The organism is Streptomyces sp. NPDC059816, from assembly GCF_042732055.1.
Classification (GTDB): Bacteria; Actinomycetota; Actinomycetes; order Streptomycetales; family Streptomycetaceae; genus Streptomyces.
The window spans coordinates 1-26,090 of sequence record NZ_JBHWIQ010000007.1 but is presented as its reverse complement, the minus strand read 5'-3'; the positions used below and the strand labels follow the sequence as shown (position 1 = coordinate 26,090).

Sequence of the window (26,090 nt, the reverse complement as noted above, 5' to 3'; positions counted from 1 at the left end):
GCGGTTTCTCCCGCGACCGCCGTGACGGCGACCGCCCCGAGCGCGGCGGCTTCCGCCGTGACGACCGCCCCTCCGGTGGCCACCGGGGCAGCGACCGTCCGTTCAACCGTGACCGCCGCGACGACCGTCCCTCCGGTCACGACCGTCCCGCTGGTCACGACCGCCCGTACGGCCGTCGTGACGACCACCGTGGCGCCGGCTCCGGTTCGGGCTCCGGTTCTGGCTCCGGCTTCAACCGCCGCGACGACAAGCCGCGCTGGAAGCGCAACGGCTGATCCCGTCACCACCGGCTGAACCGGGTGCCCTCCCCGCGGGGAGGGCACCCGGTTCGTTGTTGTCCGGGGGACGGAGCCCGAAAAACGGTGCGCGGCGGGCCGTCGGAAGTGCCAGGATGACCCCGCGCCCTCTCGCGGGCGGGTCCCGTTCCGTTCGTGGACCGACCCCGGGGCCGTCCACCCCGCCACCACCGGGGGACAGGCCCCCGTCCGCCCCCGGCGCCCCGCTATGCTGCGGGGTAGCGGGCCGTTAGCTCAATTGGCAGAGCAGTGGACTTTTAATCCATTGGTTGTGGGTTCGAGTCCCACACGGCCTACCGCACGCGGGACCGGGCTGGTGCCCATCGCCTGCGAGGAAGCGCCCCACCCGGTTGTCGCCGGGTGGGGCGCTTCGGCGTGGGCGCCGACGCCGGCTCCTCCGACGCCCTGGCCGACCGGGCGCGTTCCGCAACCGGGCTCGACGAAGTGGCCCGACTGCTCCGGGACATCAGCCGGGGCGGCGCTGCTCCGGCTGGCCGTGGTGCTGGTCGCCCAGCAGTTGCGTCAGCGCCGTTGAGCGCGGCGTCGTGGCCCGCCGCCCCCCGCGCCCCCCGCGCCCCCCGCTCCTCCCGCACCCCGGCAGGGGCAGGGGCACGGGACGCGGCGGCCGGGGAGGCGGAGCCGTAGGCCCTTCACCCGGAGCCGGGTGCTGCCCAGGCACCCGTGCTCGGGGTCGGGGCGGCCCGCGATCCGCGCCAACAGGCAAGCGGCGCACGGCGCGTGGACCCGCCCGCGACCGGCCGCGCGCCAGGCCCGACGCAGCTCGCGCCCCCGGGGACAGTCCCTCGGATCGCCGTCGGCGCAGACGCGGCAGCCGGTGGCGTGGGTGACGTAGTGGCCCCAGGCGGTGGCATGGGCCGGGGTGAGCGGGGCGTACCGGGGGTCCGGGCGGCGGTGCCCGGTGCGTGCGGCGTTCACCGGGCCAGCAGACCACGGACGCGGGCGCCCCGTGACCGTCCCCCACCGCGGGGCCCGCGACGGCGGGGGTGTGCGCCCCGGGCTTCGCCCGTCCGTGGCGGGCGGGGGCGAGACCTCAGAGCAGTTTGCTGCGGGCGGCGCCGGGGCCGGCGGCCGAGCGTCGGCCCCGGGCGGGCCGGTGCCCGCGGGGGGTGCGCCGGTCGCCGTCGAGCCCGGCCGCCTTGCGGGCCCACCGGGCGACGGTCTCGGCGGGCACGCCGATGCTGTCGACGATCCGGGCGGCCTTCTCCCGGCAACCGGGCTCCGGACAGGCGACGGGAGCGCCCGACCCGCCGGTCCGGGCCCGCCGCGGCCGGGACGGCTGCGCGGCGGACGCCGGGGTGGGAGCGGACTCGGGCGGTAGGTATCGGGCGGTGCAGCCCAGGCAGACGTACCACGTGCGCATGTGTGGGTCTCCTAGTGGGATTGGCCGGTCCCGGAGCAGGTTCCGCAGGCACCGGTCCATCGTCGGACGACCGGCTTCTGACGGCCGTCCTCGTCCGTCTCCACCGTGTGCTGTTCGTGCTCGGTGAGTCCGGTGCCGCCGCAGGCCGGGCAGGTCTCGTCACTCATCCGTCCAGGATGGCGGACGGGCCGGGGCGCCACCGGGAATCCGGCACCGCACCACCCGAACCGGGCAGGGGCACGGGCGGCACGGTTGACGTACCCCGTCCGGCGCACCGTTCCGTACGCGTTCGGACCGCGCGCCCGTTCGTACCGGCGGCGGGGGAGGGATCGGTGTCCGGGCCGCTGCCTGCGGAAACGGATGGTGGTCCGGCCGCCCAAGTGGTGTAGAGTCGGGTTTACCGACGCGGGGTGGAGCAGCTCGGTAGCTCGCTGGGCTCATAACCCAGAGGTCGCAGGTTCAAATCCTGTCCCCGCTACTCAGGCCGAAGGCCCGGAAGCCCAGTGCTTCCGGGCCTTCGGTGCGTCCGGGCGACGTCCGCGTGGCCGCCGCCGGTCGTCCACGCTCACCCGTACGGCCCGTACGGCTCGCTCCGGGCCCCCGGCGGGGCGAACCTGGGGGGCGGGCGGTGACGGGCACGGAGGCGGCGGGAGACGGTACGTGGGCCACGGAGGCGAGCCGACCGACGGTGCCGGGTCCCCCGACCCGGTGCCCGAACCCGTACCGGAGGCGGCGCCCGACCCCGTACCGGACCCGGTGCCCGGTACGGGCCGGCACCGTCGGACCGCTCGCCGGGGCCGCTGGTTCGTGCGGGTGCTGCCCGTCCTGCTGATCGTCATCGGACTGTTCTACGACGAGCTCACCCCGCTGCACCTCACCGCTTCCCCCCTCTTCGCCGCCGCACCGCTGGCCGCCGCGCCCTTCTACGGACGCCGCGGGACCGTGGCCGTCGGGCTGATGGCCTGCGCCGCCTCGGTGGGCGAGCGGTCCGCGGACGGCGGTCTGGCGCGGGCCGACGCCATCACCGACCTGGCGACCATCGTGACGGTGTCCGTGCTCGCCGTCGTCATCAACGGCCTCGCCCGGCGCAGCAACGCCCGGCTCGCCTCCGCACGGGAGATCGCGGAGGCCGCCCAGCGGGCCGTGCTGCCGGAGCCCGCCGACCGGATCGGCGGCCTCGACGTCGCCGCCCGCTACGAGGCCGCGCAGGCCGACGCGTCCATCGGGGGCGACCTGTACGCCGTGCAGGACACCCCGCACGGGGTCCGGCTGGTGGTCGGTGACGTGCGGGGCAAGGGGATCACCGCGGTCTCCGCGGTCGCGGTGCTCATCGGCGCGTTCCGGGAGGCCGCCGAGCAGGAAGCGACCCTGGAGGCCGTGGCCCGACGGCTGGAACGCGCCCTGGCCCGGGAGGGCACCCGTCGGCGCGGGGTCGACGACTTCGAGGGGTTCACCACCGCCGTCCTCGCCGAACTCCCGCACGGGCAGGACGTCGTACGGGTCCTCAACCGGGGGCACCCGCCGCCCCTGCTGCTCGCCCCGGACGGCTCCCTGACCGTCCTGGACCCGCGCCGCCCGGCGCTGCCCCTGGGCATGGCCGACCTCGGGGTGTGGCCCGACCGCTGCGAAGAGGCGCCCTTCCCCTCCGGTACGACCCTGCTCGGCTACACCGACGGACTCTCCGAAGCGCGGGACGCGCACGGAGAGTTCTACGACCCGGTGGCGCGGTTGCGCGGCCGGACCTTCCCCGGTCCGAACGCCCTGCTCGCCGTCGTCATCAACGACGTCGTCCAGCACACGGGGGGCGGCTCGGAGGACGACCTGGCGCTGCTCGCGGTCCGCCGGCCCTGAACACCCGGCACGCCACTCCTGCCACTCCTGTCACATCGTCACCCCGCCCGGGCCGCTCACTCACACCCCGTGACGGACCCCTCTCCGGCGATAACAACTGAGCCACCGTCAGAGAAAGTTCTCTGCGTCGGGGAATATTGTCCAACTGTCAACTCGCCCGGTTCCGCCCGCCCGTGTCCCGATAAGTCCCGGCCGTCGGCCGGAACGATCAACCGGAAACGCTTGGAATCCGGCCCCCGGGTCTATTAACGTTCGATAACGCAGCGCGGTCGTCCCAGCCGTCACCAGAGTCGGCGCCGTGCGCACGCGCCGAATTCCGCAAGGGAACCGGGGAACCACCACCATGGGGTGAATCGGGCAGCCTTTCCCCAAGGACGCCCGTAGGAGACCTTCCTGCTCCGAACCCGTCAGCTAACCCGGTAGGCGAGAAGGAAGGAAAGGAGTACGCCTCAGTGGCGTCCAATCGGCCTGCCCCCGAAGCTCCCTACGTGCCGAAATCGGCCGAGGACGGGGCCTCCTCCTCCCCCTACGGCCGGGTCTTCGGACCCGATGTGACCGAGGGCGAGACCCACGAGGTCTGGAACCCGACCGCCGACACCGTCCGACCCGTTCGTGGTCGGCACCGCGTCGCCAAGCAGCGCGGCGGACTCGCCCGCAGCTCCACCGTCCTCGGCGTCGGCGTCATCGCCGCGGTCGGCGCGGGCGGCATCGCCACCGCGCAGGGCGGCAAGCCGGCCGTGAAGATATCGATGCCCGACATCGGCTCGATCATGCCCGGCGACTCCTCCGCGGACACCGCCACCCAGGCCGCCGCACCCGCCGTCGCCCCGCTCACCGGCGCCGGCGTCACCAGCGCCGACACCGCCCAGGGCACCACCGACGCCGGCGAGGCCCTGCGCGCCCGCATCATGCAGCAGGCCGAGCAGCAGCAGGACCAGGCCGACAGCGCCACCCGCGCCGCCGCCGAGAAGGCCGCCGTGGAGAAGGCCGCCAAGGACGCCGCCGCCGCCGAGGCGAAGGTCGAGGCCAAGAAGGAAGCCGAGGCGAAGGCCAAGAAGGAAGCCGAGCGGAAGAAGAAGGAGGCCGAGCGCGCGAAGGCGGCGGCCGAGGCGAAGGCCAAGGCCGAGCGGGAACGCATCGCCAAGCTCGCCAAGAGCTTCTCCCTCCCCCTCTCCTCGTACACGCTGACCTCGACCTACGGGCAGTCCGGCGCGATGTGGTCCTCCGGTTCCCACACGGGTCTTGACTTCGCCGCCCCGACCGGCACCCCCCTGAAGGCCATCGGCAGCGGCACCATCACCGAGGCCGGCTGGTCCGGTTCGTACGGCTACCGCACCGTCCTCACCCTCAACGACGGCACCGAACTCTGGTACGCCCACCAGTCGTCGATCGGTGTGAGCGTCGGTCAGAAGGTCACCACCGGCGAGGTCATCGGCCGCGTCGGCGGCACCGGCAACGTCACCGGTGCCCACCTCCACCTGGAGGTCCACCCCGGCGGCGGCAGCGCGGGCATCGACCCGGCCGCCTACCTGCGCGGCAAGGGCCTCAGCCTCTAGTCAACCGGTCGACGGGCGGGCCGCGGTGGCGCGGGCCGGGCGGCGCCGGACGAAAGTCCGGCGCTCCGGCGCACCCCGCCCGCACACCCCGTACCCCCGTCCCCCACCGAGGCCGGGCACCGCCCACGTCCGGTGCGACGCACGGCCGCGAGGCGGGTCATCCCCCACGTCCGGGTGCCGACGGTCCTGGCGTTCACCCTCCGATGTCAGGGCCGCCGGTCCCCGGGAAGGGGCCGCGGGGGTCACGGTGTTGACTGGGGCCATGAGCACTTTGCGCCCGCTGGGCCCGTCCGGTATCGATGTCTTCCCGCTCGCCCTCGGCGGCAACGTCTTCGGTTGGACCGCGGACACCTCCCAGACCTTCGCCGTCCTCGACGCCTACGCGGGCGCCGGCGGCAACTTCGTCGACACCGCCGACTCCTACTCCGTCTGGGCGGACGGCAACCAGGGCGGCGAGTCCGAGTCCCTGATCGGCCGGTGGATGGCCGCGCGCGGCAACCGCGACGAGGTCGTCGTCGCCACCAAGGTCGGCGCCCACCCCGCCTACAAGGGCCTGTCGCCCACCACCATCAAGGCCGCCGCGGAGGCGTCCCTCACCCGGCTGGGCACCGACTACATCGACGTCTACTACACGCACTTCGACGACCTCTCCGTCCCCGTCGAGGACATCGTCACCGCCCTCGACGAGTTGGTCACCGCGGGCAAGGTGCGCGCCGTCGCTGCGTCCAACCTGACCCCCGAACGGCTCCAGGAGTCCCTCGACTTCTCCGACCGCGAGGGCCTGGCCCGGTACGCCGTCCTCCAGCCCGAGTACAACCTGGTCTCCCGGGACACCTACGAGGGCGGCCTCCAGCAGGTGGCCTCCCGCAACGGGCTCGCGTCCGTGCCCTACTTCGCCCTCGCCTCCGGCTTCCTCACCGGCAAGTACCGGCCCGGAGCGAGCGTCGACAGCGCGCGGTCCGGTTCGGCGGCCGCCCATCTGACGACCGTGCGCGGTCAGCGGGTGCTCGCCGCCCTCGACACGGTCGCCCGCGACCGCGGCGCCGAGGTCGCCACCATCGCCCTCGCCTGGCTGGCCTCCCGCCCGACCATCGCCGCTCCGCTGGCGAGCGCCCGCACCCCCGAACAGCTCACCGCTCTCCTCGCGATGGCGGACCTGGAGCTGACGGACGCGGAACTCTCCCTGTTGACGGAGGCGTCCGCCTGAGCCCGCTCAGCCCGGGGCGGGGGTGACGGGACCGGCCGCGGTGTCCAGCCCGAGGTGTCGGCGCAGTGCGTCCCGGCCCTCGGCGGTGACGGCGACGGCGCGGCTCGTGTCGACCCGGGTGATCCAGCCCCGGTCGAAGGCGTGCCGGCAGAACGCGGCGCCGACCGCACCCGCCAGATGGGGACGGCGCTCGGTGAGGTCCAGACAGGACCGCACCGCGGGCCGGCGACCGGCCGGCACGTCGAGGCCCAACGCGTCGCACCACCGTCGGCCGTCCGCGGTCAGGGCCAGTCCGCCGCGGTCGTCGAGCAGCCCGCGCTCGGTCAACGCCTCGGTGACGGCGACGCCGAGGGCACCCGCGAGGTGGTCGTAACAGGTCCGGCCGCGGGCCAGCGCCCGGCTCCGGCGGGCCGTGCCGAGGGAACGCGGCGCCACCGGGCGGTACGGGCTCAGCGCGGCCAGCGACTCGACCAGCTCCGCGACCTCCGGCCCCGCCAGGGCGACGTACCGGTGGCGCCCGTGGCGCTCCTCGACCAGCAGTCCCGAGGCCACCAGCTGATGCAGGTGTCCGGTGGCGGTCGAGGGGGCCACGCCCGTGTGCCGGGCCAGTTCGCCGGCGGTCCAGCGACGTCCGTCCAGCAGGGCCAGACAGAACGCCGCACGGGTGGTGTCGGCCAGCTGGGCGGCGACGGCGGCGAGGTCCCGCCCGGCTTCACGTGGGTCCATCGACCGATCCTCCCGCCCCGTCGCTTCGGCGTCGGCCGAAACGTCCGCGGCCTACGGTCCGTACCGTGAACACGACCGACACGGTGACCATCACCCCCAGCATCCTCTACTTCGGCACGCCCGTCGTCCTGCTCAGCACCTGCAACGAGGACGGTTCCGCGAACCTGGCGCCCCTCTCGTCGGCCTGGGCGCTGGGACAGACGGTGGTGCTCGGGATCGGCCCGGACGGCCGGACCGGCCACAACCTGATCGCCGGCCGGCACGACCTCGTCCTCAGTCTGCCGGGGCCGCAGCTGTGGCCCCAGGTGGAGCTGTTGGGCGGATTGAGCGGGCGGGGGCGGGTGCCCGGGGACCCGCGCGGTGCCGTCGTCCACGAACCCGACAAGTTCACCGCCTCGGGACTCACCCCCGTCCCCTCCGACCTGGTCGCGCCGCCCCGCGTGGGGGAGTGCCCGTTGCACCTGGAGGCCCGTGCGACGGCCGTGCGGCACGACGCCGACGGGGAGTTCCTGATCGTGGAGTGCGGGGTGCTGCGGGTGCACGCGGTCGAGGGGATCACCGTGCCCGGTACCCAGCACGTCGACCCGGCCGCCTGGACCCCGCTCGTCTACAACTTCCGCCACTACTTCGGGCTCGGGCCCGAACTCGGCCACAGCGCACGGTCGCGGACGCCCCGCAGCCGACCCGGGACCGGCGCCCCCTACGCCCCGTAGGGTCCGGGACCGCCGGGACCGCCGTACGGACGGTACGGGGTGGGGTGTCCGTGACCGTACGGGGTGCCCTGGCCCGGCGGGACACCGTACGGCGCGGGGTACCCGTACCCTGCCGGAACGCCGTACGCGGTGGGGTACGCGTACCCGGGTGCCGCGGGGGCTCCGTACGGCGTCGGGTACGCGTAGGGCGGGTGCGCCAGGGCCCGGGGCGCCGTCATGAAGGCAGCGTGGGCCAGCGAGGGGCGGGCCCACCGCCGCAGTTCCCACAGCGCGTCCAGCAGCGCCCGTTCACGGACGACGAAGTCGGCGCCCGCCCCGCCCCGGTCGCCCCGGTGCCGCAGGAACGCCAGGGCCGTCGCGTACTCCTGGTACGCGCGCACCGTCTGCCGCGTCGTGGGGCCGCCGTGGCGCCGGGCGTGGTCCAGGGCGAGCCGTCGGGCCCGCATCGAACCGAGGGCCACCGGCTCCGGCGGACCGAGCCAGCCCGCCGCCACGTACGCGGGCAACTCCGCACGGAGGATGCGCAGCTCGCGCTGCCGGGCCCAGACGGCGAGCCAGGTCAGCAGCCCGAACACCGGCATCATGACCGCCCCGTACACCACGAAGAACCCGAAGTCCCCGAAGGTGGTGGACCCGTTCCACAGCGCGTGCAGCCCCATCGCCAGGAGGAGGCCCGCGGCGGGGGCGAGCGCCCGGCGGACCCGCAGCCGGGGCGCGAGTTGCGCGGCCAGCCCGAAGCCGATGCCGGTCAGCACCGTGAACAGCGGGTGGGCGAAGGGTGACATCACCACCCGGACGAAGAAGGTCAGCGCGGTCATCGAGGCCAGTCCGGCGTCCCCGTTGCTGCGGTCCGTGTCGAAGGCGGTGCCGAGGTAGAGGATGTTCTCGGTGAACGCGAACCCGATCGCGGTGACCCCGGCGACCACCAGCCCGTCGACGAGCCGGGTGAGGCCCCGTCGCCGGAAGAGGAAGATCAACAGGATCGCGGCGGCCTTCGCGGACTCCTCGACCACGGGCGCTATCACCGTGGCGCCGAGGGTGTCCGCGCCGTCCGGGTCCGCGGTCCGGTCGGCGATCCAGTGGGTGGCGAAGCTGTTGGCGACGATCGAGATCAGCGCGGCGGCGCAGGAACCCCACGCGAAGCAGAAGCCCAGGTCCCGCCAGGACCTCGGGGCCACCCGGTCGAGCCAGCGGAAGGCGGCCACCAGCAGCGGCACCGGCAGGACCGCCAGCCCGAGCCCCACCAGGAACCCCTCGTTCCCGGTCTGCTCGCGCACCAGCGCCAACAGCACCACCCCGCACAGGGCGAGGACCCCGGTGAGCGCACCGATCCGTACGCCGCGCCGTCGCCACCAGGGCGTGCGGGGCGGGGCCGCAGGGCCGACGGGGGTCGGGGCGGCGGCGGGGGCCGGGGCTCCGACGGGGTGGTCCGGCACGACGGCGGGCGCACGCGCGGGACCGGACGGGTCGTCGTCCCCGGTCGGGCGGTGCACAGGGGTGAGGGCCATTGCCCCGACCCTAAGGCTCCACCCGGCGCTCGCGCGATGCCGCGTGGTGCCCGGAGGACCCCGCGGGCCCGGCCGGACGTGCCTAGGCGGACCTGCGGAACAGGACGTCGCGCACGAGGTGCCCCTTGTCCAGCCCCTGCCCCTCGAACCGGGTGCGGGGACGGAACGCGGGCCGTGGCGCGAAGCCGCCGTCGGCCCGGGTGTTCTCGAAGTCGGGGTGCGCGGTCAGCACGTCGAGCATCTGCTCGGCGTACGGTTCCCAGTCCGTGGCGCAGTGCAGCAGGGCGCCCGGCTTCAGCCGGCTCGCGGCGAGCGTGAGGAACTCCGGCTGGATGATGCGTCGCTTGTGGTGCCGCTTCTTGGGCCAGGGGTCGGGGAAGTACACCCGGAGCCCGGCCAGCGCGGCGGGCGGGATCATGGTGGTCAGCAGGATGATCGCATCGCCGTTGGCGACCCGTACGTTGGTGAGTCCGGCCTGTTCGGCGAGGCCCAGCAGATGGCCCTGGCCGGGGGTGTGCACGTCGACGGCGAGGATTCCGGTGCCGGGGTCGGCGGCGGCCATCCGTACGGTCGCCTCGCCCATGCCGAAGCCGATCTCCAGCACGACGGGCAGTCCGTCGAACAGTTCGTCCAGGTCGAGGACACGGCTGCCGTCGACGTCCAGGCCCCAGGCGGGCCACAGGCGCCGGATCGCGTCTTCCTGACCCCGGGTGACCCGGCTGCGGCGCGGCTGGAAGCTGCGGATGCGGCGGTCGAAGTGGGCTCCGGCGGGGTCGGGCGCGGGGCCCTCGCCGGGCGGGAACATCCGCGAGCGGGCGGGCCGGCCGGGCGAGGCGTCCCCGGTGCCGGTGCCGGTGGCCGTGGTGTCAGCGGCCCCGGCGGCCCCGGCGTCGGTGGACCCGGCATCGGCAGTCGCGGGCGCGTCGGGCGCGTCGGATCCGGCGGGCGGGGCCGGCCGGGGCGTCTGGGGTGATTCGTCATGCTCGGACACAGTGACAGCGATTCTACGGAGCCCCCGCCGGCCCCCGCGTCCCGTGCGTCCCACCCCCACCGTCCACCGGCGTGCACCGGGTCCGGGCCGGGCGGGCACCGTCCCGGTCAGCGACGGGCGCCCGCCGCTTCGAGCATCCGCAGCGCGCGCCCCGCGACCTCCCGACCGATCGGCAGCGAGGCCGTCGCGGCGGGCGAGGGCGCGTTCAGCACATGGACGGTACGGGGGCCCTCGCGCAGCAGGAAGTCGTCGACGAGGGTGCCGTCCCGCAGCACGGCCTGGGCCCGGACGCCGGCCGCGGTCGGTATCAGGTCGTCCTCGGTGACGGCGGGCAGTAGGCGCCGCACCGCCCGGGTGAACGCCTTCTTGGACAGCGAGCGGCGCAGCTCGCCGCCGCCGTAGCGCCAGTGCCGGCTGGCTATCCGCCAGGACCCGGGCCACAGGAGCGTCCCGGCGAGTTCCCCGGGGTGCAGCGTGCCCCAGTCGTAGCCCTCGCGGGCGAGCGCCGGCACCGCATTGGGTCCGACGTGCACCCCGCCGTCGACGCCGCGCGTCAGGTGCACCCCGAGGAACGGGAACGCCGGATCGGGCACCGGGTAGACCAGGCCCCGCACCAGCTCGGGCCGGGCCAGCTCGTAGTACTCGCCGCGGAACGGCACGATCCGCATCTGCGGGTCGTCGCCGGCGAGCAGGGCGATCCGGTCGCAGTGCAGTCCCGCACAGTTCACCAGGACCCGGGCGCGCACCACCTCGCCGGCCGCGGTGCGCACGGCGACCCCGCGGTCGGCGCGGCGGTCGATGCGGACGACCTCGGCCCCGTAGCGGATCTCGGCACCGGACAGCTCGGCGAGCCGGCGGGCGACCGCCCCGTAGTCGCAGATCCCGGTGGTGCCGACGTGGATCGCGGCGATCCCCCGCACCTCCGGTTCGGCCTCGGTGATCTGCGCGGGGCCCAGCTCCCGCACGGGGATGCCGTTCTCCCGGCCGCGTTGGACGAGGCCGTGCAGCCGGGGCAGCTCCTGCCGGGCGGTGGCGACGATCAGTTTGCCGGTGACCTCGTGGGGGACGTCGTGCTCGGCGCAGAACTTCACCATCTCGGCGGCGCCCGCCACCGCGTACCGCGCCTTGAGCGAACCGGGGCGGTAGTAGACCCCGCTGTGGATCACCCCGCTGTTGCGGCCGGTCTGGTGGAGGGCGGGGCCCGGCTCCTTCTCCAGCACGGTGACCCTGGTCCCGGGCGCGGCCCGGGTGATCGCATGGGCCGTCGACAGCCCGACGATCCCGCCGCCGATCACCAGCACCTCGCAGTCGTACGCCACCACGCGCCTCACCTCCCGCTCCCGATAATGCACTGCGCCACTGACAGGGGCGTCAAACCCGACGGGGCCGGCTTTGACACAGGTCACGTCGGGACGGGGCGGGAACGGGGGCGGCAGCGGGGGCGCACCGGCCCGTGGGCGAGCGGGCGCTACGCCGGCGCCATCAGCAGCGGACGGGCCCGTTCCCGCAGCTCCACCACCCGGGGCTCGTCCCCGTAGGGCTCCAGCCGGTGCAGGAGGTCCCGTACGTACTCGGTGGTGCGGGCGGAGGAGATCCGCCCGGCGACCTCGACCGCGCGCACGCCCTGGGCGCACGCCGCGTCGAGGTTGCCCGACTCCAGTTCGGCGACGGCCGACACCACGAGCCGCAGCCCGTGCGAGCGGACGAACTCCTCGGTGGGCCTCGACAGGGCCTGCTCGGTGAAGCGCCGCACCTGGCGCGGGGCCTTGAGGTCCCGGTAGCACTCGGCGGCGTCGGCGGCGAACCGGTCGTACGAGTAGAAGCCGAGCCAGGACGGGTCGTGGTCGCCGTCCCGGGAACGCTCCAACCAGCCCTCGGCGGCCTTGAGCGCCGCCCCCGCGGCCTGCGCGTCCGAGGCGCGGGCGTGCGCCCGCGCCTCGACGAGCCGGAAGAAGCTCATCGTGCGGGCGGTGGCCAGGCCCCGGTTCCGTTCCAGGGCGGCCTGCGCCAGGTCCACGCCCTCGTCGCCGAAGCCCCGGTACGTGGCCTGGAGCGACATGGACGCCAGCACGTATCCGCCCAGCGGCACGTCGGCCGCCGCGCGGGCGAGGCGCAGCGCCTGGATGTAGTAGCGCTGGGCGGCCTCCTGCTGCCCGGTGTCGAAGGCCATCCAGCCCGCGAGCCGGGTCAGTTCGGCGGCGGCGCCGAACAGGGCGCGGCCCACCTCGTCGGAGTAGGAGCCCAGCAGCAGGGGCGCCGCTTCCACCCTTAAGCACTCGGGGACCATGGAGGAACGCCAGTCGCCGCCGCCGTACTTGGAGTCCCAGCGGCGCGCGTCCTCCGCGGCCTCGCGGAGCTTGGTCACGTCGCTGTGGCCGACCTTCAGGGCCGAGGCGCTGTCCTCGGCCGGGCTCGCGTCCCGTGCCACGGAGCAGTCGGCCGGGGTTATCAACCAGCGGGACGCGGGCGTGGCGTAGGCGCTCACGGCGAAGGAGCCGGCGAGCGACTGCCAGATGCCGCCGCTGCCGGCTCGGCGGCCGGCGAGGTCGAGCCGGTACAGCTCGGTCGCCGACTTCACGGCCGCGGCGACGTCCCGGGGGAACGCGAGGCCCACTTCGGGCGCCGGATCGGCGTCGGCCAGGCCGATCTCGTGCAGGGGCACCGGTCGGCCCAGCTTCTGTCCGATGGCCGCCGCGATCAGGTGCGGGGCGGCGCCCTGCGGCACCATGCCCTTCGACACCCAACGGGCCACGGAGGTCTTGTCGTAGCGGAGCGTCAGCCCGCGCTGGGCGCCCAGGTCGTTGACCCGCCGGGCGAGTCCGGCGTTGCTGATTCCCGCGAGGGCGAGAACGGCGCCGAGTTTCTCGTTCGGCCCGCGTTGCTCCCTGGACATTGCGCCACCCCTCGACACAGACGGCTGCCGCGGCGGTGGTGACCGCGCGGCATTCGCGCCGTGCCCCCCGGGGGCACGCCCCGGGTGGCTCCCCGCATGAGCGGATGGCCGTACCCAGAGGTATATGCCCCTGTGAAACACAGACACACACAGCGTAGTTCGGCGCATCCCATGCGTTAAGAGGCATAGTTCCGGATGGCGAGATTGTGGCGCGTGCCGCGTCCGCCCCCCGGTCACCGCGTGCTCCATCCGTGTGGCCGTGCGCCCGTCCGTGCGCTCTTCTCCCACGAGACACGGATGGGTTCCATGGATGGTGCGTGGGTCGGCCCGCTGAACAGGTTCCAGTGGGCTGGGGGACACCGCCGCCTTCATCCCCGCGGGTGGCGGACCGGTCCGGGAGGTGAACACCACCTCCCGGACTGTGCGTTGTGCCCGTAACGGTCCGCATTGGGGCCCTTCGGCAGGCTGAGCGTGCCAAGTTGGCCGAAAATCGCCCCTATCGGCCCGCTGTTCATCCGCTCACCGAAGCGGTCGCGGCCGTCCGCACCACGACCAACAGCCCCTTCCGCACCGCGGTTCCGGCGCGGTTCCGGCTCCAGCGGGCGCGTGACCACCCGCTCGGGGCCCGCGCGCGACCGGGGCCGGTAACCGTACCCCCCGGTAGCCCGCATACACCCGCCCGGCCCCCGCGAGCATCCCGAGTGGGTCCGGATGCGTCTCCCCCCACGGGCCGACCCGCACCGCCGAGCTACGGACCCATCCGGCCCACCAGGCCGCTGTAGTAAACGACGTGACGTACCGTCAGCGGAAAGACCGGGAACACCAGGTGACCCGTGCGTGCCGCCGGGAACGGACGCCCACGACCGGGCGGCCGGAGATCGCGCGAGGGGCGCGAAGGGCTCGCACGACGCTCACCGGGGGCGCGTGGTGCGGCAGCGCAAGCTGCTGCGACGGCAATCCCGTGCACCCGCTTCGTGGCAGCATGGTCCCGGTTCGTACGGTGCACTGGTTGTCCACAGCCTGTGGAGGCGACGATGCGGTGGTTGGTGGGGTGGAGCACGGCCACCGCGGGCACGTCCGGACCCGAAGGCGCCGGCACCACCGGACCCGACGGCGAGACCGTCCAACCCGTCGGCTCCCAACTCCTGTGGGGCGACCCCGACCCCCTCTGGGCCGTCGGCGACTGGCGCCCCGACGAGATCCGCACCGTCACCGCCGACCCCCGCACCCGACTCGCCGTCCTCGGCACCTGCGGCGCCACCGACGAGGAACTCCGCCTCGGACTCATCGCCGCCCGCGGCGGCGCCCTGCGCCACCTCACCGCCTGGTCCGGCAGCTACACCGCCGTCGTCCAGGCCGGCCGCCGGATCACCGTCGCCGGCGACCTCGCCGGCGCCCGCCCCGTCTTCCACACCCCCTGGTCCGACGGCACCGCCTACGCGACCGCCGCCCTCCCCCTCGCCGACCTCGTCGAAGCCCACCTCGACATCGGCCACCTCGCCGCCCTGCTCGCCGCCCCCGACGTCCCCGAAGCCCTCCACGACTCCACCCCCTACCTCGGAGTGCGCCGCATCCCGCCCGGCCACGCCCTGATCCTGCGCCAGGGCGCCCGCGAGATCGCCGGCTACGACCCCGTCACCTCCCTCGCCGTCGCCGCCCCGCCCACCGACGCCACCAGCGCCGTCGACGGAGTCCGCGACGCCCTCGTCGAAGCCGTGCGCGCCCGCCTCTCGGCCCCCCGACACGTCCCCGCCGCGATGACCGACCCCGGCCCCGTACCCGGCATGGGCCCCGCCGAGCGCCGAGCCGCCCGCGGCACCCCCGCCCCCGGCATCGGCGCCGACCTCTCCGGCGGCCCCGCCTCCGCCACCCTCGCCCTGCTCGCCGCCGGACTCCCCGGCGTCCCCGGCACCGTCCTCGGCCACGGCACCGGCGCCGGCGAACGCCTCCTCGCCGTCACCTTCAACGACCTCGCCGCCCGCGACGAAGCCGCCCCCAGCGCCCGACCCGGCGAACGGCCCGGCGACGAACTCGCCCGCGCCGGCGCCCTCGCCGCCGACCCCCGACTGCACCACGTCGTCGTCGCCGGCGGCGAGGAAGCCCTCCCCTACGTCGACCTCGACGGCCCCCTCACCGACGAACCCGGCCCCTCCCTCACCACCGCCGCCCGCCACCGCGCCCGCCTGGCCTCCGGCAGCGCCGACCACTTCACCGGCCACGGCGCCCGCCAAGTCCTCGACGCCCACCCCGCCCGCCTCGCCGACCTCCTCCTCGACCGCAAACGGCGCCACCTGGTCCGGCCCGTCGCCGCCCTCAGCAAGGCCGACGGCTCCGTCTCCGTCCTCGTCCCCGCCCGGGTGTACGGCGCGGCCCGCCGCCTCGCCCGCACCTCCTACCGCACCGGCGTCGACGGCCTCGCCGAACAACTGCTGCGCCGCCGCCTCGACGAACCCCCCGGCCCCGTCGGCGCCTCCCTCGCCGCCCTCACCTGGGCCAGACCCGGACCCGCCGCCCGCTGGCTCACCGGGGAAGCGCTCGCCGAGGTCTCCGGCCGCATCCACAGCGCCGCCGGCCGCCCCGGCCCCGGACCCGGCCAACGCCCCGGCGACTTCCGGGCCCGCGCCGCACTCGCCCGCCACGCCGCCGACCTGCGCGTCCTGGAACAGGCCGCCGAGATCCGGTTCCAACGCCTGCACGCCCCCTTCCTCGACAACCAGGTGGTACGCGCCTGCCGCGCCCTGCCCGAAGCCCTCCGGGTGCGACCCGGGGCCCGCGCCGAGATCCTGCGCAGCGTCCTGGAGGGCGCCGGCGTCACCGACCTCCCGCCCGGCTGGGGCACCCCCTCGCACGCCCCCCAGGCGACCGCCGCCCGCACCGGACTGAACGTCGCCCTCCCCGATCTGATGGCGCTCTTCGACACCCCGCTGCTCGCGGACGCCGGACTCGTGGAGGCCCGGGTCGTCCGCAAGGCGCTGCGGGCCGCCGCCGAGGGCGAACCCCTCCCGCTGGACGGCCTCGCCGACCTGGTCTCCGTCGAACTCTGGCTCCGCCGGCTGCTCGCCCGCCGCGGCACCTGCTGGACCGGGACGCCCGCCCGGCAGCGCGCGGTGCCCACCGGCACGGTCGTCGCCGCCCGCGGCGCCCTCGGCACGGCCGCCCGCCCCTGACGCGCGCCCCCGCACACCGGGCGCGCGCCCGTCAGCAGCTGAACCGGGACTGCGCCCAGTCGGACAGCACCAACACGTCGAACACCGAGTGCGGTTCGACGACCAGCCGGATCGTGGACCGCCCGCTCAGGTCGACGTGCACGGGAACGCCCGGCGCACCGCCCTCCAACAACGGGGACGTCCACACCTGCGCCCCGTCCGCGTAGACGGAGAACCGGACCTTGCCGACCCCCAGCGCGAGGTCGTCCACCCCGACGACGGCGTCATAGGCCCGGCACGCGCGGTTGAGGTCGACGGTCACCGACGACTGCCCGTGCACGGTCACCCCGCGGGCGTAGGACTGTCCGCCGATCGCCAGCCCGTGCCGCTGCCACACCCAACTGCTCTCCCCGGGACGCAACTCGGGCCCCGTCCCGTCGCCGGTGCCCGCATAGGCGAGGTCGCTCAACTCGTAGACCACCGGGGCCGGCGGCTCGGCCGAGGGGCTCGGCGGTTCGGCTGACGGGGTGGGCGTCGGCTCCGGTGGCGGCGTCGGTTCGGTGGACGGGGTCGGCTCGGGCGCGGGTGCGCTCGGCTCGGGCGACGGGGACGGACTCGGCGAGGGCGTCGGCGCCGGTTCCTCCGGCGACGGTTCCTCGGGGGCCGAGGACGCGGGGGCGGGCTCCTCCGGGGTCGGCTCCGGCTCGGCCGCCGGCTCCGGTTCCTCGACGGGCACCACGGGCGCGGGCCGGGGCGGCCGGGGCGCCGGTGCGGGCGCGGCGACGGGCGGCGCCTCACCGGGCTGCGAGACCGGCGGCTTGGCCCGCGGCCGGTCCGGCTGCGACGCCTCACCACCGACCAGCGCGAACGCCACGGCCACGGCCGCCGCGACGGCGACCGCCGCCCCGATGCCCGCCTTGACGGGCCCGCCGACCGCCTCGGAGAGCGCACCGCCGCCCCCGGCCGACCCCCCGCCGCCACCTGCACCGGAGCCGGTGGCGGCGGCGGCGCCGCTCGCCGCGGAGGCGGCCGCGCCGCCCCCGACGAACGCCGCGGCCTTCGCGTACCCGGCGGCACCGAACCAGCCGATGACCGCGATGGGCACCACCGCCGGGATACCGCCCGCGACTTCCTTGATCTGTCCGGCCGCCAGCCGGCACCTGACGCACTCCTCCAGGTGCTTGCGCAGCCCGCGCTCGGCCCGCGACCGCAGCCCGCCCCGGGCGTACGCACCGAGCCGGTCCGCGTACCGGGCGCACTCCTCGTTGGTGGTCAGCGCCTCGCTGACATGGGCCTGGAGGTACGCCTGCTTGAGCCCTTCCCGGGCCCGGCTGGCCAGTACCCGGGTGCCGTTGGCGTCGAGCCCGAACAGCGTGGCGACTTCGCTCGGCGACTCGTCCTCGACCTCGGTGTGCCACAGCACGGCCTGCCACCGCTCGGGCAGGCTGCGGAACGCCCGCATCGCCATGGACCGTTCGGCCTCGTGCATGGCCCGGACGTCGGCGCCCTCGTCCACGGCCGTGTCGTCGGCGACCTCCGAGCCGCGCGCGGCCTGTGCCGCGAACACCGCGAAGTCATCGACCAATTGTTCACGTTTGGCCGACTTCATCCAGGCGGCCGCGACCCGTCGGACCGTGGTGAGGAGGTAGGCCCGCACGGCGTGCTCGGGGCCGGAGCCGCCGCGCACCGCCTGGAGCATCCGCGCGAACACCTCGGCCGTCAGGTCGTCCGCGGTGTGCCCGTCCCGGCAGCAGGTGCGTGCGTACCGGCGCACGGCCTGGGCGTGACGGCGGTACAGCTCCTCGTACGCCGAGTCGTCGCCGGCGCGCATCCGCCCGATCAGATCGGCGTCCGCGGCCGGTAGGTCGCCGGAGGCGGGCGGCCCGTCCGGCTCGTCCGCCGCGTGCTCCCCGCGACGGGACCCGCGCGGCTCCCGCTGCTGCGGCACCCCCGCCTTGCTGTCGGGGACGACCGACAGGGTCGGCGACGGGGCGCCCGGTGACGGGACGCCCGGCTTCGGCGAAGTGGGCGCCGTGACGGCCCGGGGCGAAGCGGCCTGCGGCGGGGCAACCGGTGCTGCGGCGCCCCGGGGCGGAGCGTCCCTTGGCGGTGCGGCTTGCGACGGTACGGCCGACAGCGGGACGGTCGCGGGCTCGGGGGCCGGCGGTGCGGTGGCCGGCGGTGCGATGGGCGCGGACGTGTCCACGGGAGTCGTGGCTACGTGAGCCGTGTCGACGGAAGGTGCGTCGACGGGAGGTGGGGCCACCGGGGGCGGCGTGGCAACCGGGGACGGTGTGGCGCCGGAGGGCGTCGTGCCGGCACGAGGGAGCGCGTCGGCCTGACTCGCTATGCCCTCGTCCGCGCCGTCCGCGCCCGTGGCGTCGGCACCAGAGCCGTCACCCGTTGCGCTCCGGTCCGCTCCACCGGGCCCGCCCGGTCCGTTCGGGCCGCCCTGGCTGGGCACTTGACGCGCCGCGGAACCGTTGGTCCCGCCGCCTCTCGGCTCTTCCGGCCCGTCCACGTCCATCACGGAAAGCACCCGCCCGCACACTCTACGACCACCGGGCAAGGGTGCCACACCGCTGTCACGGCCTCGGGGGATCACCCCGTCAGCCACTCATCCGAGGCATCGCATTCCGGCCAACGACTTTCGGCCATGAATGTCAAGTGCCCGAGGAGCGCAGGGATTTGGTCGCGCGTGCCCGAAAATCGCCGCTCGTGCCCGATCCGGCTTTTGGCCGGTTTACTCCCACGGATCCCCGCCGGGCGCCCGCACCCCCCACCCGGACGGAAGCGGGGCCAGCCCATGAGTCACCGAGCCCACCCCGCTCACCCGCCGAACGCGAGGGCCACGCCCGGACCCCCGCCCACCGTCAGGAGGGCCGCGACCGCAGCCCCTCCAACAGGATGTCCAGCAACCGAGCCGAAGCCGCGGACTGCTGATCCGGATCGGGCAACGACGGGGCCGCCGTGGCGATGACCAGCAGCACGTCCGACACCGTCACGTCGCCCCGCAACTCACCCGCCGAACGGGCCCGCTCCACCAAGCGCCCCACCACGTCGAGCAGCGCACCGACCCCGGTGTCCCCGCCCAACGGCTCGGCAGCGCCGCCGGAAGCCTCAGCCACCCCGGCCACCCCGGCCGTCCCCGTGACACCGACCGTCCCCGGCACACCGGAAGACCCCGCCGTCCCGAGGACCGACTCCCCGCCTCCCGCACTGCGCTGCTGCGGCACCCGGGCCTCGTCCCACTCCTCACGAGCCGCCCCCGCACCCTCGACGGGCGCGCCCGCCGTGCCTTCCGTGCCCGCGGTGCCCTCTTCGCCAGCGCCCACCCGCAGCACGTGCGGCGGCAACAACCGCCCCGCGCCCGAGGCGACGGACGTCCGCAGGAAGCGCGACAGCGCCGACCAGGGCTCCTCCTCCTGCCCCAGGGCCGCCCGCGCCTGATCGGTCAGCCGGGACGTCTCCTCCGCGGCGATCCGCCGCACCAACACGTCCTTGCTGGGAAACCGCCGGTACACCGTGCCGACGCCGACCCGGGCCCGACGGGCCACGTCCTCCATCGGCGCCCCGTACCCCAACTCACCGAACACCTCGCGCGCCGCGCGCAGCACGTGCTCCAGATTGCGCTGGGCGTCCACCCGCAACGGCGCCGTGCGCCCCCCGTCCGACGCCCCCCGGACCAGGCCGCCCGCCGGCGCACCGGACGTCCCCCCGGGCGTACTCGCCGTCATGGTGGGCGCGTTCGTCCACTGTTGATCCTGCGTATGCATGTGTTCCCCCGGATTCAGACGTCTCCCCCCGGAGACTCTCCCCGCCGTCGGCAGCCGGGGCAGGAGGGACCGAGCGCGTGGGACGGGCCCCCGTGGGTGGGCCCGTCGAGTGTGTCCCCCGACACCCCGACATCACACGAACATAGTTGAGCAGGGGGCGATTCAGAAGGGGCACGTTCCGCCACACGTTCCGCCCGATCGGAGTACGCCCCGCTTACGCCCCTATTGGGGGGTGACCCCGACCGCACCCCCCTGCCCTGACCTGCGCATCCACGGAGAACACGGCCGACACGCCGAGCACCCCGCATGGCCCGTTCCTGACGTCTTCCCGCCGACTTCCGGTCACACAAATTGCTCAGCCTGTGGACAAACTCCCGAGCCCGTTGCGTCATGGGTGGGTGAAGGCCGCCAACCCGCCGGGCACACCCCCCGGACCGACGCCCGCCACCCGCGTCCTCGTGATCGGCGGCGGGTACGTCGGGATGTACACAGCCCTGCGCCTCCAGCGGAACCTCGCGGCGCGGATCAGGCGCGGCGAGATCGAGATCGTGGTGGTCACCCCCGACCCGTACATGACCTACCAGCCCTTCCTCCCCGAGGCGGCCGCCGGTTCGATCTCCCCCCGCCACGTCGTCGTCCCCCTCCGCCGGGTACTCGACCGGTGCCGCGTCGTCATCGGCGAGGCGCACGCCGTCGACCACACCCGGCGCACCGCGACGATCAGCACCCTCGCCACCGCCGACGAGGGCACCGGAACCACCACCGTCACCTACGACGAACTGGTCCTCGCCCCCGGATCGGTCTCCCGCACCCTCCCCGTGCCCGGACTCGCCGAGAACGGCATCGGCTTCCGCACCGTCGAAGAGGCCATCGGCCTGCGCAACCACGTCATCGAACAACTCGACATCGCCTCCTCCACCCGCGACCCCGCCGTCCGCCACGCCGCCCTCACCTTCGTGTTCGTGGGCGGCGGCTACGCCGGCGTCGAAGCCCTCGCGGAACTGGAGGACATGGCCCGCTACGCCGCGCGCCACTACCACAACGTCACGGCCGACGACATGAAATGGGTCCTCGTCGAGGCGACCGACCGCATCCTCCCCGAAGTCGCCCCCGACCTCGGCCGCTACACCGTCAGCGAACTGCGACGACGCGGGGTCGACGTCCGTCTGGGCACCCGCCTCGACAGCTGCACCGGCCGCGTCGCCGCCCTCAGCGACGGCTCCCGACTGCCCACCCGCACCCTCGTCTGGACCACCGGCGTCGCACCGCACCCCCTGCTCGCCGCGACCGACCTCCCGCTGACCGGTTCGGGACGGCTCGCATGCACGGCACAACTGACCGTCGCCGGCGTCCCCCACGCCTGGGGCGCCGGTGACGCCGCAGCGGTGCCCGACGTCACCGCCCCCGGCACGTACACCGCCCCCAACGCCCAGCACGCCCTGCGCCAGGCCCGGGTACTCGGCGACAACATCACCGCCGCCCTCGACGGACGCCCCCTGAAGACGTACGCACACCGCACCACCGGCTCCGTGGCCTCCCTCGGCCTCCACAAGGGCGTCGCCCACCTCTACGGCCGCCGGTTCAAGGGCTACCCCGCCTGGTTCCTGCACCGCGCCTACCACCTCAGCCGGGTGCCCACCTTCAACCGCAAGGCCCGCGTCCTCGCCGAATGGACCCTCGGCGGCCTCTTCACCCGCGAGATCGTCTCCCTCGGCTCCCTCGAACACCCCCGAGCCGAATTCGAACGCGCAGCGGGACGCACCCCGCCCGATGACCCGAAGGGGTCGTCCTGACCCCGGCGCGGAACTCACCCCGACCGCCCGACGTCTGACGAATGTCGGCTCCCTCGGTCAGACTGGCTCCCGCGACCCACGGGCGGCCCGCCCGCCCCTCGACCCCACGAGGCTTCTACCCAGTGAACTTCACGCGCTGGAGCGCCCGGCTCCCCGGAACGCAGCGCCGCGCCGCCGCCCGGACCGAACACAGCGCCTCCCCGGCACCACGGGGCGACAGCCCCCTGCCCGCGGCCCGCGCCGAGCACCCGACCGGCCCCGCCGCCACCGCCCTCGCGGCCCTCGCCGTCAACGAGACCCTGGACCGCGTCCCCGCCCTCGTCGCCCTCCTCCACGGCCCGGACCACCACCTGCTGTACGTCAACGAGGCCTGGACCACCGCCTTCGGCGACCGCACCACCGGCGGCCCCGCCCGCGCGACCATGCCCGAACTCGACGAACTCAGCCTGCTCCCCCTCCTCGACCAGGTCCTGCGCAGCGCCAAACCCCGCACCGTCAAGTCCCGCAAGGCCCCCGACGGCCGCTCCTACACCTTCACCTGCACCCCCCTCGCCATCCCCGGCACCGGCCACGACGGCGACCACGACAAAGGCGTGATGATCTTCGCGACCGACGTCACCGACCACGCCGAAGCAGCCGAACGCCTCCGCGCGGGCGAACGCAGCCAACGCGAAACCGCCGTCACCCTCCAGCGCTCCCTGCTCCCCCAGGAACTGGAAGAACCCGACGACCTACGGGTGGCCGCCACCTACCACCCCGGCGGCACCGAAGCCGCCGTCGGCGGCGACTGGTACGACGTCATCACCCTCGGCGGCGGCCGCACCGCCCTCGTCATCGGCGACGTCATGGGCCGGGGCGTGCGCGCCGCGGCCGTCATGGGACAACTGCGCACCGCCGTACGCGCCTACGCCCGCCTCGACCTCCCGCCCCACGAGATCCTGCAACTCCTCGACGGACTCGCCACCGAGATCGACGCCAACCAGATCGCCACCTGCGCCTACGCCGTCCACGACCCCAACGAGGGCACCCTCGTCCACGCCTCCGCCGGCCACCTGCCGATCCTCGTCCGCGACGAGGACGGCACCGTCCACCGGGCCGCCGAACCGACCGGACCGCCGCTGGGCACCGGAGGCTGGCTCCACACCTCGGGCACCGTCCCCCTGGCCCCCGGCTCCACCGCCGTCTTCTACACCGACGGCCTCGTCGAGCGCCGCGGAGAGGACATCGACGAAGGCGTCTCCGCCCTCGAACGCGCCCTCGCGGGCGCCACCGGCACTCCCCAGGTGGTCTGCGACCGACTCATCCGCACCGCGGGAGTCACCGCCGACCACGACGACGACGTCGCCGTCCTGGTCCTCCAGCACCCGGCCCGCACCGGACCCGACGGCGAACTGTTCCGCAACGCCGCCCTGGAACTCCTCGGCGGCGTCGAGGCGGCCCCCCGGGCCCGCGCCTTCGCCTCCGGCGTCCTCGCCAGCTGGCGCTTCCCGCCCGACCTGCACGACCTGGGCGTCCTCGCCGCCAGCGAACTCGTCGCCAACTCCCTCCAACACGGCACCCCACCCATGCGGCTGCGGCTGCGCCGCACCGACCGCCGCCTGATCATCGAAGTCACCGACGGCGACGACCACCTGCCCCGGCGCCGGCGCGCCGAACCGGCCGACGAAGCGGGCCGCGGCATCGCGATCGTCGCCACCATCGCCACCGCCTGGGGCGCCCGCCGCACCCCCGGCGGCGGCAAGGCCGTCTGGTGCGAGTTCACCCTCCCGACCACCTGACCCAGCACCCCACCGGCCACGCGAAACGGCGGTGTCCCCGGGCACTCACCCGGGGACACCGCCGCTGCGAACCGACCTGATCCACTACACCGTCGCGGGCGCCTGCTCCGGCTTGCCGACCTGCTCCGGCTTGCCGACCTGCTCCGGCTTGCCGGCCTGCTCGGGCTTGCCGAGGGCCACCACCCGGGGCGCCACCAACGACGGCTGGTTCTGCTCCGGGGTCAGCTCCCGCCCCAGCCGCACCGCCAGATAGGTGATGCCCAACGAGAACAGGAAGAACGTCACCACGTACGGACCGTGCAGCGAGGCGCCCATCGGGCCGCCCACCGCCGGACCCACCGCCAGGGCCAACTGCTTCACCAGGGCGAAGACCGAGTTGTACTGGCCCACCATCCCGCCCGGCGCGAGGTCCGCCACCAGCGGCGCCACGGTCGGCGACAGCAGCGCCTCACCGAGCCCGAACAGCGCGTAGGTGGAGATGAACGCGGCGGTCGCCATCGCCTGGCTCCCGTTCCCCAGCCCCGCGTACGCCGCTGCGGCCCACGCCACCGCCCAGATCAGGCCGACGGACGCGATCACCCGGGAACGCTTGCGGTACTCGACGAACCGCAGCACCGCGAACTGCGCGATCACGATCACCGCGGTGTTCGCGGCCAGGGCGATGCCCAGCGTCGACGGCGAGATGCCCGCCGCCTCCACGCCGTACGCCGACAGACCCGACTCGAACTGTCCGTAGCAGGCGAAGAACAGGACGAACCCCAGCACCATCAGCTGCACCATCGCCCGGTGCTTGAGCAGCGCCCGCAGCCCGCCCCCGCGCTGACCACCCTGCACGGCACCGCCCGACAGCCCCTCGCCCTTGGGCATCCGCACCCCGGCGGCGATCGCTCCGAGCACCAGGAACATCACGGCTTCGATCAGGAACAGCGTGGTGAAGCTGGACGGCCGGTGCTCGTCGACGATCTGGCCGCCGATGAGCCCACCGACACCCAGACCCAGGTTCTGGAGGAAGAACTGCGTGGCGAACGCCCGGGTCCGCTGCTGCGGCTCCGAGCACCACACGATCATCGTCGCCAGCGCCGGCTGCATCACCGCGGTTCCCGCACCGAGCACGGCGGCGGAGAGCACCGCGGTCGCCGCAGTGCTCGACATGCCGAGGGCGAGCGCACCCACCGAGGCCGTCACCGAAGCGGCGACCAGCACGGGCAGCGGCCCCCGTCGGTCGATGACCCGACCGACGAAGGGCAGGGCGATCAACGCGGCCACCGCGAACGCGGCGAGCACGAGTCCCGCCGTCGTCGGCCCCAGCTCCCGCACCCGCGCTACATAGACATAGAGGAACGGAACCGTGAACCCGATGCCGAACGCACTCAGCGCGCTCCCCGTCTGGATCCGGCGCATCGCCGCGCCCATCGCCCTGCTCACTTTCACCTGCCTTAGACTTAGACATGAAGACTTAGAAGCTAAAGTTAGAGGCTTAACAATACACACAGAAGGACTTCAACGCCAAGTGGGTTCGTGCCATACTGCGGCCATGCCTCACACCCCGGCCGAGGGCGAGCCGAGCCTCGACGAACAGATCGCCGCCTACCAGCGCGAGTTCCAGGACCTCGACCCCCAGGTCGAGAAGATCGTCTCGGCCCTGGGCCGCCTGAACCGTCGCATGAACGTCGCCTACGGCCGCCAGACCGCGACCCTCGGCATGAGCAACGCCGAATGGGAGGTCCTCAAGGCCCTCGTCCTTTCCGGCGCCCCCTATCAACTGGGCCCCGGCGACCTCGCCAAGCGCCTCGGACTCACTCCCGCCGCAATGACCCACCGCATCGACCGCATGGTCGGCGAAGGTCTGGTCACCCGCGAGCGCGACGAGACCAACCGGGTCCGCGTGATCATCGAGCTGACGGGCCACGGCCGCGAGAAGTGGCTGGAGGCCATGCAGCTGGCGGCGGTCTTCGAGGAGGACCTGCTCCAGGACCTGTCGACCGAGGAGCGCACCGTCCTCGGGGAGGTCCTCACCCGCCTCCTGCGCCGGGTGGAGCACGCCCAGCCGGACGCGGGCGGACGCCTCACCGACCTCGACTGAAGATCTTGACCTGCGCCGGTTGACAGTCGCTCCGCCGGTCCGTAAGGTTCTCCGGGTTGTCACCGAGCCTTAACGGTTCTGCGACAGCACCTCCCGCCGCACCAGCGGCAACCAAACTCTTTGCACGGCCTCCCACGGGATAGTTTTTTCGGCATGCCCGAATTTCATTTCCATGGGCCCGAAGCACTCGATTATGAGTCTCCGGGAAAACCCGCTAGAGTTTGAAACGTCGGAACGGCCGCGAGGCCGGGAAGACAGAGCAGGAAATCCCGCCGGCCGGGAATCGGATCGGAAAGGTCTGATAGAGTCGGAAACACCGAAGGGAAGCGCCCGGAGGAAAGCCTCAGCCGAATGGCTGGAGTGAGTACAAAGGAAGCGTCCGTTCCTTGAGA

At 74.3% G+C, this 26,090-nt stretch carries 18 protein-coding genes, 2 tRNA genes, 1 pseudogene and 1 riboswitch; of the genes and pseudogenes, 11 read left to right on the top strand and 10 right to left on the bottom strand.

Annotated features, from left to right (window positions below; genetic code table 11):
* Positions 1–275: pseudogene (locus tag ACFV88_RS11415) on the top strand (RNA helicase); the annotation flags it as partial.
* A 244-nt stretch (positions 276–519) separates the two neighbouring features.
* A tRNA-Lys gene (locus tag ACFV88_RS11410) sits at positions 520–592 on the top strand.
* A 755-nt stretch (positions 593–1,347) separates the two neighbouring features.
* Here the strand turns inward: ACFV88_RS11410 and ACFV88_RS11405 are convergent.
* Complete coding sequence (locus tag ACFV88_RS11405; protein ID WP_385488763.1) at positions 1,348–1,677, bottom strand: hypothetical protein; 330 nt, start codon at positions 1,675–1,677, stop codon at positions 1,348–1,350.
* A gap of 11 nt (positions 1,678–1,688) precedes the next feature.
* Complete coding sequence (locus ACFV88_RS11400; protein WP_385488760.1) at positions 1,689–1,844, bottom strand: hypothetical protein; 156 nt, start codon at positions 1,842–1,844, stop codon at positions 1,689–1,691.
* 237 nt (positions 1,845–2,081) lie between these two features.
* Here ACFV88_RS11400 and ACFV88_RS11395 point away from each other — a divergent pair.
* The 4 genes from ACFV88_RS11395 to ACFV88_RS11380 all read left to right on the top strand — a co-directional run bounded on the left by ACFV88_RS11395 (position 2,082) and on the right by ACFV88_RS11380 (position 6,291).
* Positions 2,082–2,155 (top strand) — tRNA-Met (locus ACFV88_RS11395).
* A gap of 182 nt (positions 2,156–2,337) precedes the next feature.
* On the top strand, positions 2,338–3,528 hold the full coding sequence (locus ACFV88_RS11390; protein WP_385488757.1) for a PP2C family protein-serine/threonine phosphatase: 1,191 nt from the start codon (positions 2,338–2,340) through the stop codon (positions 3,526–3,528).
* 297 nt (positions 3,529–3,825) lie between these two features.
* Positions 3,826–3,969: riboswitch (cyclic di-AMP (ydaO/yuaA leader) on the top strand.
* A gap of 11 nt (positions 3,970–3,980) precedes the next feature.
* The gene (locus ACFV88_RS11385; RefSeq protein ID WP_385488755.1) at positions 3,981–5,084 is read left to right on the top strand and encodes a M23 family metallopeptidase; all 1,104 of its coding nucleotides are present in this window, start codon (positions 3,981–3,983) and stop codon (positions 5,082–5,084) included.
* Between the two features lie 262 nt (positions 5,085–5,346).
* Complete coding sequence (locus ACFV88_RS11380) at positions 5,347–6,291, top strand: aldo/keto reductase (protein WP_385488752.1); 945 nt, start codon at positions 5,347–5,349, stop codon at positions 6,289–6,291.
* 6 nt (positions 6,292–6,297) lie between these two features.
* Here ACFV88_RS11380 and ACFV88_RS11375 read toward each other — a convergent pair whose 3' ends face one another.
* The gene (locus ACFV88_RS11375) at positions 6,298–7,017 is read right to left on the bottom strand and encodes an ArsR/SmtB family transcription factor (protein WP_385488749.1); all 720 of its coding nucleotides are present in this window, start codon (positions 7,015–7,017) and stop codon (positions 6,298–6,300) included.
* Between the two features lie 65 nt (positions 7,018–7,082).
* Here ACFV88_RS11375 and ACFV88_RS11370 point away from each other — a divergent pair, with 65 nt between their 5' ends.
* Positions 7,083–7,730, top strand: coding sequence for a flavin reductase family protein (locus ACFV88_RS11370; protein WP_385488747.1), 648 nt, complete (start codon positions 7,083–7,085; stop codon positions 7,728–7,730).
* Here the strand turns inward: ACFV88_RS11370 and ACFV88_RS11365 are convergent.
* The 4 genes from ACFV88_RS11365 to ACFV88_RS11350 all read right to left on the bottom strand — a co-directional run bounded on the left by ACFV88_RS11365 (position 7,718) and on the right by ACFV88_RS11350 (position 13,122).
* On the bottom strand, positions 7,718–9,238 hold the full coding sequence (locus ACFV88_RS11365; protein WP_385488744.1) for a PrsW family intramembrane metalloprotease: 1,521 nt from the start codon (positions 9,236–9,238) through the stop codon (positions 7,718–7,720). The genes ACFV88_RS11370 and ACFV88_RS11365 overlap by 13 nt on opposite strands.
* An 82-nt stretch (positions 9,239–9,320) precedes the next feature.
* Positions 9,321–10,043: a tRNA (guanosine(46)-N7)-methyltransferase TrmB gene (gene trmB, locus ACFV88_RS11360; RefSeq protein ID WP_385489388.1), complete on the bottom strand. Its 723-nt coding sequence runs from the start codon at positions 10,041–10,043 to the stop codon at positions 9,321–9,323.
* Between the two features lie 293 nt (positions 10,044–10,336).
* Positions 10,337–11,581: an L-2-hydroxyglutarate oxidase gene (gene lhgO, locus ACFV88_RS11355; protein ID WP_385488742.1), complete on the bottom strand. Its 1,245-nt coding sequence runs from the start codon at positions 11,579–11,581 to the stop codon at positions 10,337–10,339.
* Between the two features lie 116 nt (positions 11,582–11,697).
* Positions 11,698–13,122, bottom strand: a complete 1,425-nt coding sequence (locus tag ACFV88_RS11350; RefSeq protein WP_385488739.1) for an MFS transporter — start codon at positions 13,120–13,122, stop codon at positions 11,698–11,700.
* Positions 13,123–14,156: 1,034 nt separating this feature from the next.
* On the opposite strand from ACFV88_RS11350, the gene ACFV88_RS11345 reads away from it, so the two are divergent.
* Positions 14,157–16,289 (top strand): asparagine synthase-related protein, encoded by a 2,133-nt coding sequence (locus tag ACFV88_RS11345; protein WP_385488737.1) that lies wholly within the window; start codon positions 14,157–14,159, stop codon positions 16,287–16,289.
* Between the two features lie 31 nt (positions 16,290–16,320).
* On the opposite strand, the gene ACFV88_RS11340 is transcribed toward ACFV88_RS11345, so the two are convergent.
* Together ACFV88_RS11340 and ACFV88_RS11335 are read right to left on the bottom strand one after the other, a co-directional pair.
* Entirely contained in the window at positions 16,321–18,405 is a 2,085-nt protein-coding gene (locus tag ACFV88_RS11340) for a sigma-70 family RNA polymerase sigma factor (RefSeq protein WP_385489385.1), read from the bottom strand.
* Positions 18,406–19,141: 736 nt separating this feature from the next.
* Entirely contained in the window at positions 19,142–20,044 is a 903-nt protein-coding gene (locus ACFV88_RS11335; RefSeq protein WP_385488734.1) for a TetR/AcrR family transcriptional regulator, read from the bottom strand.
* 398 nt (positions 20,045–20,442) lie between these two features.
* Here ACFV88_RS11335 and ACFV88_RS11330 point away from each other — a divergent pair, with 398 nt between their 5' ends.
* Both ACFV88_RS11330 and ACFV88_RS11325 read left to right on the top strand, forming a co-directional pair.
* Positions 20,443–21,837: an NAD(P)/FAD-dependent oxidoreductase gene (locus tag ACFV88_RS11330; RefSeq protein WP_385488732.1), complete on the top strand. Its 1,395-nt coding sequence runs from the start codon at positions 20,443–20,445 to the stop codon at positions 21,835–21,837.
* A 122-nt stretch (positions 21,838–21,959) separates the two neighbouring features.
* Complete coding sequence (locus tag ACFV88_RS11325) at positions 21,960–23,615, top strand: SpoIIE family protein phosphatase (RefSeq protein WP_385488729.1); 1,656 nt, start codon at positions 21,960–21,962, stop codon at positions 23,613–23,615.
* An 84-nt stretch (positions 23,616–23,699) separates the two neighbouring features.
* On the opposite strand, the gene ACFV88_RS11320 is transcribed toward ACFV88_RS11325, so the two are convergent.
* Positions 23,700–25,028, bottom strand: coding sequence for an MFS transporter (locus tag ACFV88_RS11320; RefSeq protein WP_385489382.1), 1,329 nt, complete (start codon positions 25,026–25,028; stop codon positions 23,700–23,702).
* Positions 25,029–25,149: 121 nt separating this feature from the next.
* Between ACFV88_RS11320 and ACFV88_RS11315 the strand changes: the two genes are divergently transcribed.
* Complete coding sequence (locus ACFV88_RS11315; RefSeq protein ID WP_385488726.1) at positions 25,150–25,698, top strand: MarR family winged helix-turn-helix transcriptional regulator; 549 nt, start codon at positions 25,150–25,152, stop codon at positions 25,696–25,698.
* Positions 25,699–26,090 lie beyond the last annotated feature (392 nt).

Bases quoted from the DNA above. Each gene is read 5' to 3' on its own strand.
- ACFV88_RS11315 (WP_385488726.1), top strand. From the start codon at position 25,150: ATGCCTCACACCCCGGCCGAGGGCGAGCCGAGCCTCGACGAACAGATC.
- ACFV88_RS11375 (WP_385488749.1), bottom strand. From the start codon at position 7,017: ATGGACCCACGTGAAGCCGGGCGGGACCTCGCCGCCGTCGCCGCCCAG.
- ACFV88_RS11380 (WP_385488752.1), top strand. From the start codon at position 5,347: ATGAGCACTTTGCGCCCGCTGGGCCCGTCCGGTATCGATGTCTTCCCG.
- ACFV88_RS11335 (WP_385488734.1), bottom strand. From the start codon at position 20,044: ATGCATACGCAGGATCAACAGTGGACGAACGCGCCCACCATGACGGCG.
- ACFV88_RS11400 (WP_385488760.1), bottom strand. From the start codon at position 1,844: ATGAGTGACGAGACCTGCCCGGCCTGCGGCGGCACCGGACTCACCGAG.
- ACFV88_RS11345 (WP_385488737.1), top strand. From the start codon at position 14,157: ATGCGGTGGTTGGTGGGGTGGAGCACGGCCACCGCGGGCACGTCCGGA.
- ACFV88_RS11365 (WP_385488744.1), bottom strand. From the start codon at position 9,238: ATGGCCCTCACCCCTGTGCACCGCCCGACCGGGGACGACGACCCGTCC.
- trmB (WP_385489388.1), bottom strand. From the start codon at position 10,043: ATGTTCCCGCCCGGCGAGGGCCCCGCGCCCGACCCCGCCGGAGCCCAC.
- ACFV88_RS11405 (WP_385488763.1), bottom strand. From the start codon at position 1,677: ATGCGCACGTGGTACGTCTGCCTGGGCTGCACCGCCCGATACCTACCG.
- ACFV88_RS11320 (WP_385489382.1), bottom strand. From the start codon at position 25,028: ATGGGCGCGGCGATGCGCCGGATCCAGACGGGGAGCGCGCTGAGTGCG.
- ACFV88_RS11350 (WP_385488739.1), bottom strand. From the start codon at position 13,122: ATGTCCAGGGAGCAACGCGGGCCGAACGAGAAACTCGGCGCCGTTCTC.